Origin of the sequence: Burkholderia sp. 4M9327F10 (genome assembly GCF_005503145.1) — a bacterium.
Taxonomy (GTDB): Bacteria; Pseudomonadota; Gammaproteobacteria; order Burkholderiales; family Burkholderiaceae; genus Paraburkholderia.
Genome location: NZ_SCNV01000036.1, coordinates 31,466 through 53,196 on the forward strand (window position 1 = coordinate 31,466; position 21,731 = coordinate 53,196).

Annotated in this window: 14 protein-coding genes and 1 pseudogene; 6 read left to right on the forward strand and 9 right to left on the reverse strand. The window is 58.6% G+C overall.

Annotated features, from left to right (window positions below; translation table 11 throughout):
- Window positions 1-58 precede the first annotated feature (58 nt).
- Genes FFS45_RS26855 through FFS45_RS26870 form a run of 4 tightly spaced genes read right to left on the reverse strand, consistent with a single transcriptional unit; the run spans window position 59 to window position 3,287 of the window.
- Window positions 59-1,276: a pyridoxal phosphate-dependent aminotransferase gene (locus tag FFS45_RS26855; protein ID WP_137957665.1), complete on the reverse strand. Its 1,218-nt coding sequence runs from the start codon at window positions 1,274-1,276 to the stop codon at window positions 59-61.
- Complete coding sequence (locus FFS45_RS26860; RefSeq protein WP_137957666.1) at window positions 1,276-1,917, reverse strand: dimethylmenaquinone methyltransferase; 642 nt, start codon at window positions 1,915-1,917, stop codon at window positions 1,276-1,278. Before FFS45_RS26860 ends, FFS45_RS26855 begins: the two co-directional genes overlap by 1 nt.
- A complete protein-coding gene (locus FFS45_RS26865; protein WP_137957667.1) occupies window positions 1,917-2,597 on the reverse strand; it encodes an RraA family protein in 681 nt (226 codons plus the stop codon). The genes FFS45_RS26860 and FFS45_RS26865 overlap by 1 nt, the downstream gene beginning before the upstream one ends.
- A gap of 30 nt (window positions 2,598-2,627) precedes the next feature.
- The gene (locus FFS45_RS26870; RefSeq protein WP_137957668.1) at window positions 2,628-3,287 is read right to left on the reverse strand and encodes an RraA family protein; all 660 of its coding nucleotides are present in this window, start codon (window positions 3,285-3,287) and stop codon (window positions 2,628-2,630) included.
- Between the two features lie 145 nt (window positions 3,288-3,432).
- Between FFS45_RS26870 and FFS45_RS26875 the strand changes: the two genes are divergently transcribed.
- Window positions 3,433-4,353, forward strand: coding sequence for a LysR substrate-binding domain-containing protein (locus tag FFS45_RS26875; RefSeq protein WP_283204776.1), 921 nt, complete (start codon window positions 3,433-3,435; stop codon window positions 4,351-4,353).
- Between the two features lie 244 nt (window positions 4,354-4,597).
- Here the strand turns inward: FFS45_RS26875 and FFS45_RS26880 are convergent, their stop codons facing one another.
- Complete coding sequence (locus FFS45_RS26880) at window positions 4,598-5,635, reverse strand: AraC family transcriptional regulator (RefSeq protein ID WP_137957669.1); 1,038 nt, start codon at window positions 5,633-5,635, stop codon at window positions 4,598-4,600.
- A gap of 546 nt (window positions 5,636-6,181) precedes the next feature.
- On the opposite strand from FFS45_RS26880, the gene FFS45_RS26885 reads away from it, so the two are divergent.
- The 5 genes and pseudogenes from FFS45_RS26885 to FFS45_RS26905 all read left to right on the forward strand — a co-directional run bounded on the left by FFS45_RS26885 (window position 6,182) and on the right by FFS45_RS26905 (window position 14,475).
- Window positions 6,182-7,024 (forward strand): SDR family oxidoreductase, encoded by an 843-nt coding sequence (locus FFS45_RS26885; RefSeq protein WP_137957670.1) that lies wholly within the window; start codon window positions 6,182-6,184, stop codon window positions 7,022-7,024.
- Between the two features lie 1,027 nt (window positions 7,025-8,051).
- Complete coding sequence (locus tag FFS45_RS26890; protein WP_171029768.1) at window positions 8,052-11,114, forward strand: ligand-binding sensor domain-containing diguanylate cyclase; 3,063 nt, start codon at window positions 8,052-8,054, stop codon at window positions 11,112-11,114.
- A 214-nt stretch (window positions 11,115-11,328) separates the two neighbouring features.
- Entirely contained in the window at window positions 11,329-12,546 is a 1,218-nt protein-coding gene (locus FFS45_RS26895; RefSeq protein WP_171029769.1) for a pectin/pectate lyase, read from the forward strand.
- 239 nt (window positions 12,547-12,785) lie between these two features.
- On the forward strand, window positions 12,786-13,319 hold the full coding sequence (locus FFS45_RS26900) for a dimethylmenaquinone methyltransferase (RefSeq protein ID WP_249362941.1): 534 nt from the start codon (window positions 12,786-12,788) through the stop codon (window positions 13,317-13,319).
- Window positions 13,316-14,475 (forward strand): annotated as a pseudogene (locus tag FFS45_RS26905) (pyridoxal phosphate-dependent aminotransferase). Before FFS45_RS26900 ends, FFS45_RS26905 begins: the two are co-directional and overlap by 4 nt.
- Window positions 14,476-14,909: 434 nt before the next feature.
- Here FFS45_RS26905 and FFS45_RS26910 read toward each other — a convergent pair.
- From FFS45_RS26910 to FFS45_RS26925, 4 genes are all read right to left on the reverse strand, one after another.
- Complete coding sequence (locus tag FFS45_RS26910) at window positions 14,910-15,761, reverse strand: MipA/OmpV family protein (RefSeq protein ID WP_137957673.1); 852 nt, start codon at window positions 15,759-15,761, stop codon at window positions 14,910-14,912.
- Between the two features lie 120 nt (window positions 15,762-15,881).
- Window positions 15,882-18,965 carry an efflux RND transporter permease subunit gene (locus tag FFS45_RS26915; protein WP_137957674.1) on the reverse strand — a complete coding sequence of 1,028 codons (3,084 nt, stop codon included), beginning with the start codon at window positions 18,963-18,965 and terminating at the stop codon, window positions 15,882-15,884.
- The gene (locus tag FFS45_RS26920) at window positions 18,962-20,143 is read right to left on the reverse strand and encodes an efflux RND transporter periplasmic adaptor subunit (protein WP_171029770.1); all 1,182 of its coding nucleotides are present in this window, start codon (window positions 20,141-20,143) and stop codon (window positions 18,962-18,964) included. The genes FFS45_RS26915 and FFS45_RS26920 overlap by 4 nt, the downstream gene beginning before the upstream one ends.
- Window positions 20,140-21,711: an efflux transporter outer membrane subunit gene (locus tag FFS45_RS26925; RefSeq protein ID WP_249362944.1), complete on the reverse strand. Its 1,572-nt coding sequence runs from the start codon at window positions 21,709-21,711 to the stop codon at window positions 20,140-20,142. The genes FFS45_RS26920 and FFS45_RS26925 overlap by 4 nt, the downstream gene beginning before the upstream one ends.
- Window positions 21,712-21,731 lie beyond the last annotated feature (20 nt).

The following is a 21,731-nucleotide window of genomic DNA, read 5'->3' on the forward strand; positions in this document are numbered from 1 at the left end:
TTCGCAGCGCCCTCGATGCCATCCAGGTCATCGAGGGCGCGGATCGTCGTGATTACGCTCACGCCGTCAGCGTTTGGCAGAAATCCTGAATGGCCGAGCACGCACGCAATAGTGACTGGTCGTCCAATGCATAGGCAATGCGGATATACGGACCAAGCCCGAACGCACTTCCATGTACGGTTGCCACACCAGCTTCGTCAAGCAACGCGTTCACGACCGCCTCGTCGTCTCTGAGGTGGGTTCCCGCTCGCGTGGTCTTGCCAATCAGGCCTTCGCACGACGCGAACCCATAGAACGCGCCCTGCGGCACTTCGCAGTGCAGCCCTGGTGCGCGGTTGAGTTGGTCGACGACGAGGTCGCGCCTGCGCTGGAATGCAACACGCGACTGCTGGATAAAGTCCTGTGGCCCCGTCAGCGCCGCGAGAGCGGCATGCTGCGAAATGGTTGATGCTCCCGAAGTCTGCTGCCCCTGCAGTTTCTCCATCGCATCGACCAGCCATCGCGGTCCGGTACCAAAACCGATGCGCCAGCCCGTCATCGCGTATGCCTTCGAAACGCCATTCATCGTCAGGACACGCTCGTGCAACCGTGGTTCCACCTGTGCAAGCGTAAAAAACTTGAGTCCGTCGAAAATCAGGTGTTCATAGATGTCGTCGGACAGCACCAGTACCTGCTCATGCGCGAGCAGCACTTCGGCCAGCGCCTGAAGCTCCGCCCTGCTGTATACCGCACCTGTCGGATTCGACGGCGAGTTGAGGATCAGCCAACGGGTGCGCGGCGTGATTGCCGCCTCGAGCGCGTCGGCCGTCAGCTTGAAGCCGCTCTCGGCACCGCACGCCACGACGACGGACGTGGCGCCGCACAACTGCGCGATTTCCGGGTAGCTCACCCAGTACGGTGCCGGCACGATAACTTCGTCGCCTTCGTTGAGCGTGGCTGCCAGCGCGTTGAATATCACCTGCTTGCCACCGCTGCACACGAGTGTGTCACGCCAGCCCACGTCAAGGCCATTCTCGCGCTGGAACTTGGCGGCAATGGCTTCACGCAAAGCTCGCAGCCCTGCCACCTGTGTATAACGGGTATGACCAGCGCGGATAGCCGCAATACCCGCCTCACAAACGTGCTGGGGCGTATCGAAATCCGGCTCGCCTGCACTCAGGGAGATGACCGCCGCGCCGCTCGCACGCCGCGCCGCCACGCGGTCCATCACCTTGTAGGTAGCCGAGGGCTTTGCACTTGCGAGAAACCGGTTGAGTGTGTAGCCAGGTGCGCTCATCAAACATTCCTCCAATGCGACAAACCAAGCAGGTCCAGGGTGGTCTGGCCTTCACGCAGGCGCTCCATGATGCCTGCCTCCTTGTCGGCCCGCGCCTGGCCCTTCGTCAGGGTTGCCTGCGCATGGGCGGCAGGGATGACGAGCACACCGTCGTCATCGGCCACGAGCAGGTCGCTCGCTGCAACCGGCGTCCCTGCAAAGCTGATGGGTTGACCAACGGAAGGCGCGCTCGCCTTGATCGTGCCGCGCATGGAAATTCCGCGGGTGAAGACCGGGAAACGCCGCGCCGTAAGCGCTGCGATGTCCCGCACGCCTCCGTCAATGACAAGCCCGGCCACGCCCGCTGCCTCCGCAGCCACCGTCAGCACTTCTCCCCAATAGCCCGCGACAAACCCTCCGGTCGAAACGACGAGAATGCTGCCGCGTGGCGCCTTCTCCATCGCGATATGGATGGAAAGGTTGTCGCCCGGCGAACATTCGAGCGGGTAAGCGGGACCGGCCACGCTTGCGCCTGCCCAGACAGGACGAATGGCCGGATCGACCGAACTGGTCTGCAATCCGGACACTTCGAAGAGCGTCGAGGTGCCTAATTTTCGCGCCTGTTCGAGCAGGGCCGCGTCATAAGTATGGATCGTGGACATCAGCCCTTCCTTTGAAGCGTGTGGTAACCCAGCGAAGCCCGCGCCTCGCCCAGCGTCTTGCCCTGCGCGATCTGCTCGCGAATGCGAGATTCGGTTTCCTCGATCTTGCGTGCTGTCTCCGCTACTTCGCGGGCACGGGCGCGCGGTACGATGACGACACCGTTGGCGTCCGCGACCACAATGTCTCGCGACGCCACTCGCACTGTGCCGATTCCCACCGTGGTATCCACGGATTCGACTTGCACGCGGTCCTTCCCCGTGCGCATGAAGCGACCCGCAGTGAACAGCGGATACCCGTCGCCCAGCGCCTTGATCACGTCGCGGCAGACGCCGTCGATTACCGTTCCGGCGATACCCCGTGAGCCTGCGTACTGTGTCATGATGTCGCCCCAAACCGTGCAGTCAGTGCGGCCATCGTTGTCAATCACGACCACATCGCCTTCTGCCACATCGTCGATGAAATCGCCCACGGTCCCCGGTGGCACACTGGCGGGCACATACTTGATAGTAAATGCCGGGCCTACGATAACCTTCGTGTAGTCGGACAGTGGCATGATTCCCAGCGCCTGACCGTGCAGGCCCAGGTTGTCCATGGCGTCGGAGACGCCAGGCGTGTCCAGACCGATGAAAAGCGCGACCAGTTCCTGGTCTTCCACGCCCGCTTTTTTTGGGTTCGTCATCTGCAGAACTCCTGATAAAAGGCAATCAACCTAGCGGACCGCAATGGCCTCGAATTCCTTGTCGTGCATGACCTCCGCCACTGAACGGCCAGCACGCACGGCAGCTACCATGCCGTCCTGACGACGCGCTATACGCTCACCGAGGTCCAGCACTTCTTCGATGCGGGCGGCAGAGACAAAAACCGTTCCGCAACGATCAGCGATGACGTAGTCGTCCTCGCTCACGGTGATGCCCGCCATCTGCACAGGCTTGCCAGAATCAAGCTGGATCACACGATTACGAGCGCTGATCATCGTGATGTCGCGGCCGTAGACGGGATAGTCGATCGACTCGCTGCCTTCGATGTCTCGGCTCAGACCGTCGATGACGGATCCCCGAATGTGCTTGGCGGTTGCAGCGTTGGCCAGGATGTCGCCCCAGCACGAAATTCCATCTGCCCCGCCGGCGATCACCAGTACCCGGTCGTCGGTAGTCACCGCGTCGATTACCGGCGAGATGAGATGCACAGTCGGCTTGGCATCTGCCTTCGGCCCAAGCTGGATGGTGCTGGCCCGCCCAACGATCTTCGGGCAGTCCCACAACGGACGGAGCCCGTAGGTTGCACCCGGCAAACCGAGAAAATCGAGCGCGTCGGAAACCGTATTGGTGTCCAGCGACGCAAGGCGATCAAGAAGGGAGGTCTGGGTCATCGTGCGAAATTCCGTTGAAAAGTGCGACAATCCTCACGCCGTCAGGCTGATATGTAAATTTCGTACTTCGTATCTCGCTGATAGCAATTTAAGAACAAGGAAAGTGTGAGATCGCGTAGTCTCTTCTTACGAAACGGACCCCCACGTGAGCAATACAATCGATTTCAGGCTGATACGACAGCTATGGATGTTCCTTGCTATCGCCGAGGAGCAACATTTTGGGCGGGCAGCGAAGCGACTGAACATGTCTCAGCCGCCGCTGACCGAGCAAATCAAGGTGCTTGAGCAATCGCTCAAGCTGCAACTCTTTTACCGATCCCGTCAGGGGACCCAGCTTAGTTCGGCCGGGGCGGCGATCTTGCCAGCCGTCCAACAGTTCGCCGGTCAGGTCGAGCGGCTTCAACGGGTAGTCCGGGAGGTGGCGGCCGGTCAGTCCGGCGTGCTGCATGTCGGTGCCATCACGTCTGCGATGTTAGAAACGGTTCCCCCCCTGCTCGATGCGCTCAAGCAGGCTCATCCGCATCTGACTGTACTCGTTCGCGAGATCGACAGCGTGGAGGCGATTCCTGCACTGGAGGCTGGTGAGATCGATCTCGCGTTTGTCCGGGTCGACGGCGAGGTGGGTAGCGGCCTCGCCACCATGCCTCTGGCCGAGGACAGGCTGGCAGTCGCGCTTCCCAGGGAGCATGCGCTGGCCGCGCTGCCAAGAGTGCGGCTACAGTCGCTGGCAGGTGAACAACTTGTGATGTCATCACGGCAAGTCAGTCCGGTTTACTTCGACTTCCTTACCTCGGTCTGCCGTTCACATGGGTTGACGCCGCGTATCACACACGAGGTACGTTCGGTCACGTCACAGATTGCGTATGTCGGGTGCGGACAGGGTGTGGCGCTAGTTCCGTCGTCGATGCGAAAACTCGCGCCGGAGAATGTCGTGGTCCGGCAGCTGAAGGAAAAGATTACCGTCGTAACGGCGGCTCTGGTGTGGAATACCCAGCGCCATCATCCGATGGTTGACGAGGTGGTGTCGTGGTTGACGAAACGAACGTCCAAGTCTGCGGGCCATTGAGCAGACACTCCGTCGCCAGGCGCTGGCGCTCTGCGCCTTCCGCCGCGCCCATTGCAATTTCCGATGTCGACTTGCTCGGTGACCCAAACGGATTTTCCCTCATGTCGGAAAATGCCAAGGTCGGGCGGCACACGACCCAACGAATCAAGGAAGAAGTCCCATAATCATTTCCGCGCAAACATTGCCTATCTCCAAGAATCTCATTTGTAAATTCTCCGCAATAGTGGTGTATACCGTATCGTCTCTAATTTTTGAATTTCGCGGGTCTGCGTGATAATTCACGTTCGATCTGTGGAACGCCAGTTCGCACTTGGATTGTGTTTCTGCAATTGGCCAACCCGCGGTACTTGCCCGGCGGCATGCCCGCCCACTTTCGAAAAGCCCGGCTGAACGAAATCTCGGATTCGTAGCCAACCGCACCTGCCACTTCCGCCAACGAACCGCATGAGGTCGTCAACATATCGGCAGCCTTCTCCATACGTTGCTCGGTTGCATAGGCAATAACGGTTGTACCAGTAAGTTGGCGAAAGCGATTGGCGAGAACTGTGCGCGAAAGTCCTACGGCGCGTCCCAACGACGCAATAGTCCAAGGATTTGAAGGGTGGGCATGGATCGTCGACAAAACCTGCGCGATTTTTGGATCAGCTATGGCGCCCAGCCAACCGATCGAATTCTCGGGTACTGATGCTACATAGTCCCTGATTGCCTGCATAAACAGAACCTCAGCCATCCGTTCAGCGATCGATTGGAATCCCATCAGGCTAGCGTCCACCTCGGCTATAAGGTCGTGGATACCGGTCAACCCGCCGAAATTCTGACCGACGGCAATCCTTCTGCGAATGATCGACGGCAGGGATCTCAACAACGGATTCTTTCGCGTTTCATCAAATGTAAAAATACCGCTCAAGATCTTTGTGGAGACACCAGTTCCGCCAAACTGATATCTATGCAGCGGTCCCATTCTACTTCCGGTATGCCATGCGCTCGAAATTCCAATCTTCTGCAGGAGCTGAAAAAATGGAACGCAGGTACTATCGTGATCTGCTTGGAGTCCATGCGATTCGCCGCGACAAACAATCACCATATCACCCCGCTCTAGTTCGCAGAACGTTCCGTCCGGAGCGGAAAACAGGCATTGTCCTTCAATGACAATGTGAAATGGTGCCGCACCATCAAGTCTTGGCTTGCTATAACCCCACGGCGCTCTGAATTCATTCATACTCAGAACAGCACTATGAAGGCGAAGATCTCGCAGCACGTTGCTTAACAGGTCCATTTTCATGGTTTCCTAAAAAATACTAAAAAACATTAATCATTGAATCGCAGCATCCAGCCTGAGTGCAGGTTGAGCGCGCCAGCAGGGCTCAACGCGTCGGCGAAATCTCGCCTCACGGGTAAAGAACAAAAGAAAGCAGGATCTGCATTCCGATGTTGCTCGTCGTGAAAGACACCTTAACGAAAGTGCAACTGCTGACACTGTCTCTGGAACTAGACAGTTTTTCGCCACATCGGGCCCACGTGCCACGCCGGCATAAATGCCAACAGTGTTGATCAACATGGTACCGCCTCTCTCGACGGCAGGAGTTCACCTGGCAGCCACGACATGAAATAGTCACGACGAACGCTCTTGCCTTTCCTCCTCGCCTTCGCTCGGCACCTTGGTCACTCTGTGCGTAGGATTGAATCAAGTACCGTTCGGGCCACGCACTTCTGTACGATCTGTTAGATCTTCCGCACGCCAAAGCATTTATTGTTCCATTGTTTCGATCTAGTCTAGGTGCTCGCGCAGAATGTCGACGTGTGAAACCAACGAACGGAACAGGAAAAAATGATTCTCGTAACTGGAGCTGGCGGTAAAATCGGTACTTCCCTTGTTGATCTCATCAAAGGTGTCCCGTTCCGGGCTACGTACAATTCACCTGGCAAACTTGTCGCCGCCCGGGAGCGCGGCATCGACGCCATGGCCATCGATTACGCCAAGCCAGACACTCTCGAACCAGCGTTGCAGGGGGTAGATACGGTCTTCCTGCTGTCGGCCGGCCCGGGCCACGTACAATTAGAGGCGAACATCGTTGCGGCGGCTCAAAGGGCTGGTATTAAGCGTATCGTCAAGCTTTCTGTCTGGATGGCCGACCAGGAACTGTATGAGATAGGGGCAGGCCATCGGGCAATCGAGCGCATGATCGAAAAGTCGGGAATCCCCTGGACGTTTTTGCGCCCCAACGGTTTCATGCAAAATTATCTCGGCGACGCTGCGACCATCAAAGCGCACGGTGCATTCTATCGGCAGAGCATGGATAGGGGCGTCAGCTTCATCGACGTCCGGGACGTGGCTCGGTCAGCCTTGCAGGTATTGACGACATCGGGGCACGACAACAAAGCGTACGAACTCTCAGGGCCTGAAAGGCTAACCAACGTGGAGACGGCCAATATCTTGTCGAGGGTGCTAGGCAGGATAGTCACCTATGTGCCTGTGTCCGCCGAGTCTGCCAGGACTGCAATGCGCGCCGCGGGGCTTCCCAACGACCGTATCGACTCCATCGAAAATCTCATGTCAGCATATCAGAAAGGTGTTGGGGAGTCGCTAACCCCCGATCTCGAAAATCTGATCGGACAGCCCGCAATTTGCTTTGAACAATTCGTTAAAGACAATATCGCAGCCTTCCAATAGCGTGAATAGACTGGCCGGCAGGCGGCACGGCGATCTGATCTTGACACAAACTCTCCGGGTGCTTGCCCTTCCCCTGCACCCACTTCATCGACCGGGCGTCATCTCGCCATTGCTCACTAAAGCAGAGTTCCAAAGTCCATCGCAATGCCGCCTCGGTTTTCACCAAATCAAGCATCAGCTCGCGCATGCGACTGCCGCGATAAGCTCAAAGTGAGCGGTGCCCGCAAAATGCGGTTCTTGCGAGGTCAGATACGGCCCGGACCCGCATTTTCCGTTACCGCAAACGGTACTTTTCCTGCTTTGTATGGAATAACTATCGAGGATTTTGGAACCGATTCGAACATCCCCATTACTCTTGAGTCTTGAACAAAATGATCGATCATCGATGTATGGTTAGTTAAGTTTCCTACTCAATCATTCCCAAGCGTCCCTGTGCATTGGGCTTGCGTTGAAATACTGTAAGCACGCGGAGTCCCCCCTCCTCCCGCGCGCAGCAAGCTAACGATTAGCGACGACGAGATACGCTTAGATGCATGTTGGAGAATCCTCTTCATACTATCTTCCGGTGGAATCTGGCCGACAATTCATGAATGCTGAGATCGGGTAAAGATTTCGGATGCTCGCCGCAGGCCTACACGAACCGCCTGATCAAGCGCGTCGACGTTCTAATTCCATCAACTCCGCTACGTGGGCGTTGGGCAGCTCCAAATTGTTCAGTTGTTGGCGCGTGAGCGCGCCGATGTGTTGCCCACTCCAACCGCGTCTGCTGAAGGAAAACCTGTTGACTGCGCTACACCTCGCCTCGCATAGGTGAGCAAATGGGCTTTACTTTGCCGCTCGAATTTCAAGAATCCATTCGTGAATTTTCAAGATATTGTTAAGAAAGTCCACCGCGTCATTCATTTATGAGGATGTCTAAAGTAGGCGTGTTGTTTGCCGATATCAAGTCTGCCATAGCCTGGTGCGAATACGACGCACCTGTATGTTGCCGCGAACGACCGAAATCTTTACCAAGGAACAGAGTTCCATGTCGAAATGGAAGCCTCACTGGCTGTGGATACTGCACTGCCTTCTCGCGCCGCTGGTGTTCGTGGCCATAACCGTGCCGCCCGCCGATGCAAGCAGTACCTGGTACGAGGGATCAACCCCAGTCTTTCGCCACATCGAGGTTCCCAGCGACATCGCGCCGACAGCAATGCTGCAGGATAGAGACGGCCTGATCTGGATTGCATCGCAGACCGGCCTGGCCAGTTGGGATGGCTATCGTTTCCGAAGCTACACTGCCAATCCGGACATACCCGGCAGCTTGCCCTCGTCCTACATCAACGCGCTGCAGGAGGATCGCGAAGGGCGGCTCTGGGTGGGCACGGATGGCGGCCTGGCGCAACTCGACAAGGCGACCGGCAACTTCCGGACGCTGAGCGCGGCCCCCCGGGGCTTGAGCAGTGGACGCGTGTTCGCGCTTGCTGCCGACGGCGCAGATGGCCTGTGGGTGGGCACGGCCGCTGGGCTCGACTGGCTGTGCCTTGCCACATGCAAGGTGCGGCGCCAAGGCGAAGGAGCCATTCCGCCGGGCCTCCCGGCAAGCCAAGTCCGCGCGCTCGTTGTCGATCGTGGTGGCAATCTGTGGGTCGGGACCCTCGCAGGAATGTATGTACTGCGCACCGGCGCTCATGTCTTTCAAGCGGTGCCGACCGACGGCGCCGCCCGGGCCGCCATTGAGGCGCGGCGACTGCTTGAGGACAAAGCAGGGCGTATCTGGATTGGGACGCGCGAGACCGGCGCCTTCGTCATCGACCCAGGCGCCACGACGGCCCGGCAAGTGCGCGACAGCGAACGTAGTGACGGAAAGGGGGTCGAGACCGACTGGGTCGCTGCGATCGTCGACGCTGGCGATGATCAGGTGTGGCTCGGCACCTGGACTCGGGGTATTGTGCAGGTGAACACGCGGACCTGGGCGACGCGACGCCTGCGCCACGACACTGGTCTGCCCAGCAGCCTGGGTTCGGACGATGTGGCAGCGCTGCTGCGCGACAGCAGTGGCCTCGTCTGGGCTGGCGGACCGAATCTGTTCGATTCGATCGATCCCACACAGCGTGCAATATCCACCTGGTACGGCACCGGTGGCCGCCTGCAAGGCGGCACGAATGCAGCAGTGAGCGCAGTGCTCGTGCAACCCGACGGCAGTGTCTGGCTCGGTAGTTACAACGGCGGTGTCGACATCGTGCCACCAGACCGTGGGCGCGGCCGACGACTGGTGGCCCAGGATGGCCTGTCGAGCACGGCGCTCCCTATGAGTGGCGTGTTGTCGATCATAGGTGCGCCGGATGGTGGAGTCTACATCGGTACCTCCAAGGGTCTGTACCGGACGCGCGACGGCGGCCGTAGCGTCGAGCGGATGGAGTTCCCCGGCCTCGCGCCCACTGCGTTGGCACGAACGCTGTGCATGGTCGGCGACACGCTCTGGATCGGGGGAGGCAACGGCCTGAGCTACGTCGACAGGTCCGCGCAAGGCACAGCAGCACACAGCATCCCTAGCCTGCATGGCGCCGATATCACGAACCTCAACTGCCTCAAGGACGGCTCGCTGTGGGTGGGTACGATGACGGGGCTGGTGCGGTACTGGCCGGCAACCGGCCGCATTGAACGGCCCTGGCCGGAGGGGCCGGGGCGCGTCGGTTTGCCGAGCAGCATCGTGACCTCGGTGGTGCAGGACAGACGAGGCCGGCTGTGGGTCGCGTTCTATGGCGGCGGCGTGCGCGTGGTCGAGCCCGGCGCGAGGGGAGCGGCTGCTCAGGTGCACCGCATCGGTCGCGAGCAGGGCCTGCAGAACAACGCCGCGAACGCTCTGCTGCTCGACGCGCAAGGCAACGCGTGGGTAAGCACCGACAGTGGCATCGTGCGCATCGACCGCGACACCTTGGCAACAACGCTGCTGCAACAGGCCGACGGGGCGGGACTGCTGTCGTACTGGACTTCGGCAGCCGGTGTCACGCCAGAAGGTGATCTGCTGTTTGGCGGCAATGGCTTGACGATCGTGCATCCCCGCAAATTCCAACCATCACACTTCAAGGCCCCCATCAAGCTCATGGATGCCGACGGTCGACCGATATCGCTGGCCGGCATCACGCTCGGCCCTTCGCAACGCGCTATACAGGTCACCTTCGCTCTGCTTGACTACTCTGCCCCCGAACGTACGCGCTACGCCTACCGACTGGCTGGACTGGAGGAATCGTGGACCGACTCCCCCGCCGACGTGCGCATGGCGCACTACACGAACGTGCCACCCGGCAACTACATGTTGCAGGTACGGGCGTCGAATCGTCCAGGTCAGTGGACGACGTCGGTGAACCTGCCGATCCGCGTCGTGCCGGCGTGGTACGAGACCATTGCCTTCCGCGTGATCGTAGTAGCGTTGCTGTTGGCACTCTTCGGCATGCTGATGCAAGTGCGCACACGGCTACTCCGTCGTCGTGCCGCGGCGCTGGAGACGCTGATAACGCAGCGGACACAAGAGCTCCAGCAACGCTCCGATGAACTCGTGCGTCGCACCGCGGAATTGCAAGCCAGCGAACAGCGGCTCGAGCAGTTGGCTTACTTCGATGGGCTGACGGGGCTTGCGAACCGACGGCATTTCAATGATGATCTGCAGCGTCTGGTTGAGCAGGCGCGTCGAGGCACAGACTTCGCGCTTGTACTGGTCGACCTTGACCGGTTCAAGCCGATCAACGACGCCTATGGCCATGACGCAGGCGACGTGGTACTGAAGGCCGTGGGCTCGCGCTTGTACCAGGCTACGCGCAAGGTCGATCTCGTCGCACGCCTTGGTGGCGACGAATTCGCTGTGCTGCTCACACAACCGGGCGACGCCGAGACCGTCGCCGCGGTATGCGAGCGCATGATGGCCACATTCGCCCAGCCGATTCCGTACCGCGACCTGTCGTTGGAGGTTGGGGCGAGCGTGGGCGTAGCGCGGTGCCCGCAGGACGCACAGGATGCCATCGCACTGTACAAGGCCGCGGACGTGGCGCTCTACGCAGCGAAGGAGGCTGGCCGGGGCGCTTGGCGCTGCGCCCGGCCGTATTTTTGATATAGCCCTATCTACACGATGATCAACTCACGACCAAATTCAGCCGCCTCGCCAATCGACGACTGTGTCGGTAAGACAGATATCGGCTGTTGACAGCAAGCGAATGAACTCCAGAGGTAGCCGTGCCACAGTGTCGTCCGGCTCTATTTTGACAACAGTGAACGCCCCCCGCACCTTCACCCTTCTCGGAATCAAGAATTAAAGGATGACCGTGATGTTGAAAACCATCGTATGGCTCTCCGCGTTTGTGCTACTTGGCGTGGAGCAAGGCGCTCAGGCATCTTACACAGTGGCACAAAGTGTACCGGAGGGGTTTGGTAGCAGCACCACGGGTGGCGCGGGAGGCGAGGTGGTGCGCGTTTCGACAACGGCCCAATTGAAATTCGAACTTTGTCGAAAAATTGACCAGCATGGCTCATGTGCCGACTCTTCGCCGCGAATCATCGAGGTGTCGGGGTTGATCGATTACACCGGTAGTGAGGGAGCAACCGCCAAGCCGGGATGCGACTACGGACTTGTTTGTACGGCGCCTTATAAGACCGAATCCCTCGTTCTTTTGAATGAAAATGATCACCATTGCGATGGTAAGGATATCAAACAAATAACCTTTGATGTGGCAGGAGATAGGCCACTACTAGTTGGTTCGAATAAGACCGTGATTGGCATTGGTCCTATGAGCGGAATTAAGGGAAAGGGTTTGCGGCTTAGCAGGGTAAAAAATGTTGTTGTTCGAAACCTGACCATCACTGACATCAACCAAGGAACGATCTTTGCAGGCGACGCACTATCGTTGGACGATGCGGAGCAAGTCTGGATCGACCACAATCGGTTTCAAAACATCGGCCGGCAAATGATCGTAAGTGGCTTCGGACCAGCCGTAAACGTTACCATCTCCTGGAACGATTTCAATGGAAAAAATGTCTATTCGCATACCTGCAACGGTACGCACTACTGGAATTTGCTGTTGGCCGGGAAGACGCAAAGTATTACGTTAAACAATAACTGGTTCCATGACTTCTCTGGGCGTGCCCCGAAGATCGGCGGTGACTCCGTGGTCGTTCATCTGGCAAACAACTACTTCCAAAACGGCTCATGGCATGCGCTGGATGCGGTTAAACCAGTCAAAGTACTTGTCGAAGGGAATTATTTTGAGAACGTCAAGGTTCCAATCACGGTCACCTTCAAACCAGGGTACATCTTCGGCTCACCTGATGCAGTTGATTTGGCCACACAAAATCGATGCCGAACCGCGTTGGGTCGAGATTGTATAAGCAATATCGCAACACCAATGCCAGCTATCAATGGATTTGACACCAACAGCGTGGTTCTGGATGCGTTTGAGTCTGTATCGAAAGCTACCATCATCAACCCCCGCACTCCTCAAGGTATTCCGGACATAGTAAAGGCTGGCGCTGGCCCCGGTCATATTTAGGAAATTCCACGAATTTCGACTAACCTATTGATCAATCAATCAATCAATTAACGGCGGCAAATCGTCAAGCGTCGCTGGGGCAATTGCGCAGCGGTTTGATAGGTTTTGCAACGAAAGGCTTCGTGAATAACGTTTTTTCGTCAATGACTCTCCCGGCAGGCTGTGCCGCGCGGGCACGCGCACTGGGTAGTGCCACGCTCTACTAGGCAGCGGGTCTCCCGTGCGCGGTCGACCCGCTGGTGCGCACGATCTGGAACGGCGCCTTCATTGCTGCCCCTGTGTATCCACTGGTATGTTCGCCCGGTGACAACCTCGCGATTCCCATTGCCATGGAACGTGTGCAGCGCGGTAGCGTGCTCGTGGTCAGTACCAGCAATTTTGTGGCCGGCTACTGGGGCACAGTGCTCATCGTTGCCGCCGAAGCCGCTGGCGTGGTCGGACTCGTCATCGACGGCGGAGTGAGAGATGTCGCGGCCATGACGGCGCGGAGTTTCCCTGTATTCGCCTGCGGAATTTCTGTACGCGGCACCGTGAGGGCCAGCGCACCCTCGGTTGGCCAGCCTACTTCGCTTACCGGCGTGCCGGTCGCTCAGGGTGATCTGGTGATCGCCGACGACAACGGCGTCATCATCGTCCCGTCCGTCCATGCAGAACGCACCCTCCTCGCCAGCGAGGCTCGAGCCGCCAAAGAAGCCGCGATGATTCAAAAGTTAGTTGACCGCGCAAGCACACTGGAACTGATGGGCCTAACATATTGGGGAAAAAGCCCATGAGTGTCGATGGGCATCGCCTGAACACATTTCTCGCAAAGGCAAGGTCTTCCGCGACCTGCCGCATGATGGACCATGTTGCGGCACGCCGTGCATCGGGTGCCAGAATCACTATGCTTACCGCCGGCGAGCCCGACTTCGACACGCCCCAGCACATCTGCGACGCTGCAGTCGAAGCGATTCGGACCGGACACACGGTATTCGGCATGCACGGGCTTCACGACGCTGTAGCCAGCAAATTCCGACGCGAGAACAGCCTTGATGTCAGTTGGCAGGATACGATCATCTGCAGCGGTGGTAAGCAGGTCATGTACAACACACTGGCTGCGACGCTAAACAAAGGCTATGAGGTCATCGTCCCGGCACCGTGCTCGGTAAGTTACCCGGAGATGGTTCAGTTGTGCTGAGCGACCCCGATCATATGGCCTGCGGCAGCGAAAACGATTTTAAGCTGACACCGCAAGTGCCAGCCGATGCGATCGGGCCGCGCACACGCTGGGTGATCCTGAACTCACCGCCCAACCCGACAGGTGCTATCTACACCCGGGAAGAACTCGCAGCGCTTGCGGACGTACTACTCGCCCACCCACACAGATTCTCTGTGTTATCAGATCATATCTATGAGCACCTCATCTTCGATGGTGCTCCCTTCTACACAATCGCTCAGGTGGAGCCGCGGCTGTCGTCACACACGCTGACGATGAACGGCGTGTCGAAAGCTTAAGCCATGACGGACTGGCGAAAAACTTCAAGGTCAACACAGACCTCGGGGGCCTGTTCGATCTCGCAGCACGCGGCTTTGGCCGCGCTAAACGGCCCTCGGCACTTCATCGGCGAAACGCGGGCCGTTTTCGAGCGGCGCCGCAATATGATGGTTCAAATGCTCAACGAAACGCACGGGCGAACATTCTCGACACCCGGTGGAGCATTTTATGCATTCGAGTCTTGCGAAGGCTTGATCGGGCGCACAACGCCGGCAGGAACCCTGTTGCGCACAGACGAGGATGTTGTCCGTGCGCTACTGGATGAGGCCAATGTCGCCGTTGTTCAGGGCAGCGCATTTGGCCTGGCGCCGTATATCCGGATCGCCTACGCCTTGAACCACGAATCCCTGCGCAGGGCATGCGAAGCAATCCGGTGTTTCTGCGCATTGTTGTAGAACGCGCCGGCCCGGTTACGTCAATGGAGCTATCTCTCGGTCCTTCGCACATGCCTTTCCTGGCAGGAAAGCATGCTTGAGAAACCATCGATTACCAGGCTCCAAAAACTGTATCACTATTGATGCCATGAGATCGCTTACTGGAGACACTTGGATGAAAATCCCATTGCAAGGGGTTGATGTGCTCGAAATGGGGCAATTGATCTCAGGTCCGTTCGAGGGCTAGCGAAAAGATGAACGACATCATCTCAACTTCGACAATAGCATCCGACGGCGATTCAGTCGATCCGACTTCGACCTTGCGGTCACCCGTCAAACCGGCGAATACTCCTCGGGCCGGGCAACATAGGGAAGGCACCGAGTCTGGAGATTGGATGGACGCAAGCCTTCCGTTTCGAACAACGGAATGGTAACGATCGCTTGGAGCCATTTCGTCAAAACGTATAGCCGACCGACGTAAAAACTGTGAGCCCTGTTCGACGCTGCACGACGGGACTATCAGCGACTGTGTTTGTATAGCGTGTGGCGTCCAGCATCAGATCAGCGGACCAACGCTTGTCAAACTTGTGAGTCCAAGTGGCCGCGAGGGAAATAGCGTAAAGCCCCGCCCCCGGCGAATAAGGCCTGAGACCCGAGTTAATACTCTGCGACGGCGTCACGCCAAAATAGGTCTGATTGTATTGACCATCGCCCAGTTTCGCGTCCAGGTCAAAGACGATCGTATCTGCGGCAGTCTGTAATGCCGTGCTCTCCAACCCAAATTGGTACTGGTTGCCACGCACGTGGCCATCGAGACCGAATTCGGCTTGTGCATTCACTGAAAGCCATGGGGTGATTCGCTGTGAAAGTGTGACGGTACTCGTAACCGTTCCTTTTACGTCTCCCATCCCCTTCAGATAGTCAGAACCCGGGCGGAAGAAGTCGTTCTCGTCTGCGCGGCCGTAGTCGTAATTAAATGTCTGTGATATGTAAAACCCGGATGCTGTCTGATACTGGACACCAGCGCCCCGAATGAAGTCAGCGAAGAAGATGCCGCGACTGATATTGAATGTTGGCAACGCATCAAAGCGGAAATCTTTAGCGCCCATGTAGCGCTGGTCAACTCCTGCACCCACTCCGATGCTGACGTCAGTTTGCGTGCCAAAGAGTTCGCTAATCGTCGACGTCTGTGCAGCGTTGTCTGCGGGTGTTTGAGCCTGCGCCGTCGTCGAAAACAGGGCAAGCGTGCTCATTGCCGCCAGCACTATCGGCATTGCGACGCCGACTGGTTTGAAAGACCGATACATTAAACCTTCCGATCGTTGCGGGTGTGAACAATACTATGCCGGCGGCATATCAAGAATCTGTCTGTGCCTCATCAAGATTTCGTTAAGAGTCGATTCGGCCAGTACGCTAGTCGAGCTTGCTTAGCGGCGGGTCGCCTCTCGTATCGCAGCGACGCGCAGCCCGACGGTCCCTGCAAAGAGCAGGTCGTAAAGCACCGGAATCAGACCCAATGTAACCAGGGTGCCTAGCGCGAGACCGCCGATGAGTGTGATAGCCATGCCCGTCCACAGCGGCCCCGCGAACATCATCAACGGGATCAGCCCGACAATGCAGGTCAGTTTGGTCATCAGGATAGGCCGCAGCCGTTTGACCGCGCCCGACAGCACCGCTTCGTGGCGAGACTGACCGGCGGCTACCTCCTCCTCAATGCGCTCGAGCAACAGGACGGCATTATTGACGATGATCCCTCCCAGCGAAAGCAGACCGAATGTGGCCATAAAACCGAACGGATAACCGGTTGCCAACAATGCGAGCGCAGCGCCGATCAACGCGAACGGAATGCTCACAACAACGATAAACAGCTTGCGAAACGACTTGAACTGCCACACGAAGATCAGCAGCATCGCCAGTACGGCATGCGGCATGTATTGCGCTAGCGCATCATTGGTCTCAGCCGACTCCTCTATCTCTCCTCCGATCTCGATGCGGTAACCTGGTGGAAGCTTGAACGCCGCGACGGCCGATTCGAGGCTGTCCACGATAGTCGTTGCAGTCATCGAGGGATTGCGCCCAGACACCGTAATCGTCCGGACAAGGTTCCTTCGCTGAATCGTTGACGGCTCTGAACCCAGTGTCACACAAGCGACCGCGGCAAGCGTGACCGGTACACCACCCGATCGAGGGTAGATAAGGGTGCCGCCTAAGTTCTCGGTCGCGCGGCGCTCGCTCTCTGAACCGCGCACGATCACCGGCACCGCAGTGTCGCCATCGTGAATCTCGACCTCCTGCACGCCGCTGTAGCGAATCTGTAAAGCCTGCGCGATATCGGCGCTGCTTACGCCGGCCTGGCGGGCTCGCACCTGGTCGACGACAACCTGGTAACGTGGAATCCGCGCACCCCAGTCATCCTGTACGTCCACCGTGCCCGGAAGGTTACGCAGTGCCTGCTCGATATGAGCAGCGGCTGCACGCAACACAGTCTCGTCGGGACCGATCACACGGTAGACCGCCTTCCCTGATTCGGTGGCTCCAAGCGAAAAGCGTTTAGGTTCCGCGCGAACCTCCGGGAAATATTGAAGCAGATGATTTCGGATACGCGAGATCGCCGCGTCGATGTCCGTGCCCGCGTGAACACTTACGGTGAAGTAACCGACATTGGAGGCGGGAAGCGGAGGATTCAGACCTAGCACGATACGCGGTCCGCCGTCAGCGACATAACCGATGCTGTCGGCCACATCCGGGTTCTGCCTGCTGTCCGCGAGCCACTGGCTGATAGCTTGCACCACCTTTAAGGTCTCTCGGGAATCTACACCAGGTTGCAGCGTCAACGGAATTTGAAACTGCAGCCGGTCCGATGGCGGCAGGAAACTGTATGGCAGAGATGCCAACACGCCGACCGCGCCCGTCAGTAGCAGCAGCATGATCGCAATAAAGGCAAGCTTGTTGCGCAGCAATACCTGAATCACATAACGATAGCCTCGATACAGTTTCGAATCGTAGGCGGGCTCCTCGTCGGAGTGGGCAGGTACCGTCGAGAAATAGAGGCACAACAGCGGTGTGACAGTCAGGCTCAAAGCCCAGGAGCCGAGCAGCGTCACGGCCAGAACAATGGGCAGTGAACGCAAGTACTCGTTGGTGCTGGTATGCCCGAGAAAGAACGGGGAGAACGCCAGCACGATGACCAGCGAGGATGTGAGTAGCGGTACCGCGAGGGTACGCCCCGCCTCGATGCATGCCGAACGCCGTGCTTCGCCGGCATGAAGGCGCCGCTCGATGTCTTCGGCAATCACGATGCCGTTATCCACCAGCAGACCCAACGCAATAATGATGGCGGCAATCGATACCGTCTGCAGCTCCACGTTCAACACCCGCATTGCGATCAGCGAGCCCAGGATGGTCAGCGGGACGATTGCGCCAACCACCAGTCCTGTACGCCAGCCCAGGAATAGCATCACAACGGCCATGACGATCACTACAGTTTCAGCCATGACGTGATGCATCTTACCCATTTCCCGCTCGACCACATCCGCCTGGAACGTCACTATATGCTGGGAAAATCCAACCGGAAGCGCCTTCGCTATTTCATCCAGACGCTGACGCAGAGCCGCGCCGAAGGCTTCAACGTTTTGGCCTAGCGCCATCGAGACGGCAAGCACGGCAGCGGGCTTACCCTGATACATCGCAGCCGTTTCCGGAGGATCGGCCGGCATGGCGCGGATTTGCGCTACCTCGCCTAACGCCACCTCCACGCTCTGTCCATCCTTCGGCACCGCAATCAGGAAACGCCGCAGATCGTCCAGCGTACGCACCTCTCCCGTGGTCGCGACCGTAAATGCCAGACCAGAGACAGATGGAAGGCCGCCAGGCATGACGATACTCTGTGCGCGCAACTGCTGCATCACTGCAGCTGGACCAATCCCGAGGCCGGCCAGCCGTTGACGGTTGAATTCTACGTATACGCGGTCTTCCTGAAGGCCAAACAGGGAGATGCGTTCCACGCCGGGCAAGGCGTAAAGTTGCTCCCGCATGCTTTTCAACTGCTCACGCACTTCACTCATAGTGAAGCCCGGCGCGGTGACCGCGACCGATGCTACGGCCACCCGACCGAAGTCGTCATCGACGAACGGCCCGATGCTGCCCTCGGGATAACCGGAGCTTGCCTCGGTAACCTTGGCCCTTACCCGCTGCCACAAGGCGTCGAGATCCTCGACCTGGTCATAGGCGGTGATCTGAATCACGACACTACCTGGGTGAATCGTCGTCAGGATGCTCTTGATCCCAGGCAGTTCGCGTAGCCGCTCCTCGGTCGGCTTCGCCAGCAGGTTCTCAACGCGTTCCGCTGTCATGCCGGGATAGTAAACGGTCACCAGTGCATCCCGTACGGTCACCGTTGGCTCTTCCTGAGACGGAAATCGCAGGAAAGTGAATACGCCGCCGACCAGAATCAAAAGCGCGACAAACAGGGTCAGGCGACCGGCGCCGAGTGCACGTCGGGTAAGGTTCATAACGTCGATTCCCGGCCGAATTGAGTTTCGGGCTGGAACAGGCGCACGGCCTGACCGTCAATCAGGAACTGCGCACCCGTGGCGACCACGGCCTCGCCCGGCGAAACGCCTTCACGCAAAAGCACGTGCCCGTCGCTGACCGTCTCCGGGACGACCCTGCGGCTCACCACCTTTCCCGTGTGGGTGTCGTAGACAAATACGCGGGCCGGTTGTCCCGGCGCTGCCGGCAGGAGTGCAGTCACAGGGACCGAAGGCAGTTCCGGCCGCGTCATCGGCAGTGTCAGCAACACAGTCTCGCCACTGCGCAGCACCGTACCTGCTTCGGTCGCACGGAAAATCGCTTCCACCAACGCGCCGTTCTCGGTCCTGCTTGAAATCTTCTCCAGCCGAACCGAAATAGCTTGCGAAGATTCGTCGCTCGGGTGGGCTACTGCGATAGTTCCGGGCTTGAGATCCTCTGCCAACACAGCCGGTAACGTGCCCACCACCTCAACGCGACCCTCGCTTTCGATTCGCAGCACGCTCTGGCCTGCCGCGACGTCGGCGAAGGGCTGTGCATTCCGCCCCACTATCCGCCCGTCAAAAGGCGCAACGATCGCGCTATTGCGAAATGCACGCGCAGCCAGTGCCTCGGCTGCGCGTGCACCGGCCAGTTGCTCCTCGGAGCTTAGATAACCGGCGCGTGCAGCCGCTAGAGCCGCCGGTGAAATCACCCGGTCATCGAAGAGAACCTGCTGCTGACGATAGGTCGTTTCACGCTCGGTGAGTTGCGCCTTCGCAGCACCGACGTCCGCGCGCGCCTGTTGCAATTTCAACTGCATAGGCTCGCTGTCCAGCCGGGCCAGCGTTTGTCCGCGCCGAACTGCATCTCCGATGTCAACGACAACAGCGGCTACACGCCCTGAAGTCTCGAAGCCAAGATCGGCACGCTGCTCTTCGCGAACGAGACCGATAACTGGCAACTCGCTATCCGACACGCTACGTACAGTTTCAACCTTGACTGCCCGTAGCGGAGTCTCGGGCGCCGGAGTGGCACGGCTACACCCCGTCGTTAGCGTCAGGGCCAATAACAAGCTCGCGGCGAGTTGGAGAGAAACGTATTTCACGACATGTATTCCAGTTTTTTGCACGGTTGAGCCACACCTCAGGGGCGCGGTGATCAGAGCGAGGGTTCTCAAGATTCTTGGGCCGTATTGGGTAGCACGCTCACTTGCACGCCATATAAGGCGCGATACAGGGTCAGCTGGTTGAGCTCGAGCGCCTGATGCGCCTCGATGCGCGCCACGTTCGTTTGGGCAAGGCGCACGCGGGCGGCAAGTAGCGTCGGTCGGTCCGCCCATCCTGCTGCGAAACGTGCGGTAGCACGGCTTACGCGCTCGCGCTCGGTTGCCGTCAATGCCCGCTCCCAGCGCAACTGCTCGATCAGCGGGCCGCGTGCGGCCAATGCATCTGCGACGTCCCGGAACGCCGACTGCACGACCCTTTCATATTCCGCTACCGCTACGTCCTTGCGTAGATGGGCGAGATCGAGATTGGCCTGGTTGCGTCCGTTGTCGAAAATCGGCAGCGTCACTTGCGGAACGAAAGTCCAGACTCCGGTGCTCCGTTCGAACAGTCCGGCCAAGCCAGCACTGGCAGTGCCCACCGACGTGCTCAACCGGATCGACGGAAAAAAGGCCGCGCGCGCCGCGCCGATGTCGGCGTTGGCCGCCCGCAACCGTTCCTCAGCCTGGATGATGTCGGGTCGCTGCAGCAGGACCTCTGACGGGACGGCCTTTAGCCAGTCAAGCGGCTCGCCGGTGTCGGCGAGTTCATCGAGCGTTCCGGTCAATGCCGGCGTTTCGTCGCCAGTGATTAGCTGCAGTGCGTTGCGGGCGGTGGCCTCGTCTGCCTGTGCCTGAAGCCACCGCATGCGGACGTGCTCGGCATCACTGCGTTGTAGATTGAGTTCGTCCAGAGCGAGCGATCCCACCTGCTCCTGACGCTCGGTCAATGACAGCATGGTTTGTGTATCGGCATCTAACGCATGAAGCTCTTGCGCGGACGAAGTAGCCGCTCGCTCTATCACATACGCCCGCAAGACTTCTGTAATAAGCGCACCGCGAAAGGCCCGTTGCCCCTCGACGCTTGCCAGGTACCGATGCCTGGACGCTTCAGAGAGGCTGCGCACGCGGCCGAAGAAGTCCAGTTCGAAATCCGATATGCCGACGGTGGCGGTACTCACGTCCTGGCCATAGCGTGTATCAAGGTCTGAATTGCTGAAGCGCTGCCGGTCAAGTTGAGCGGATGCGTCCAGCTCTGGTAGCTGCTGCGCGCTGTCGATCCGGTTCAATGCACGAGCCTGCTCCACTTGTAGCGCCGCAATCCGGAAATCGCGGTTGTGCGCCAAGGCCTGCTCGACCAGCGGAACCAGATCGTGGTTCGGAGAGAATGAAACGAGGAAACGCCGTTCTGACTCGGAGAGCACGACCGGTGCAGCACCTGCGTCGGCAGCGTCGCCGACGTATTCAAGGGCTCCATCCAGCCGCGCCGGTATGGGCGCCGCAGGCCGTTGGTAAGGCGGCGCCAACGAACAAGCCGAAAGGCTGATCGCCATGAGTCGCGTCACCGCGAGCGCGACCACCCGCGTTCGAAGAAAGGCCCCGCACCGATACTCCGTTGAAGATAAGATAGCCATCAGACCGACGCTCGATGTCAAATTGGTGAGCGATGATGTCAATTCATTTTCAATTTCCCCTCCGGACACTTTCAAGATTTCATTAAGAG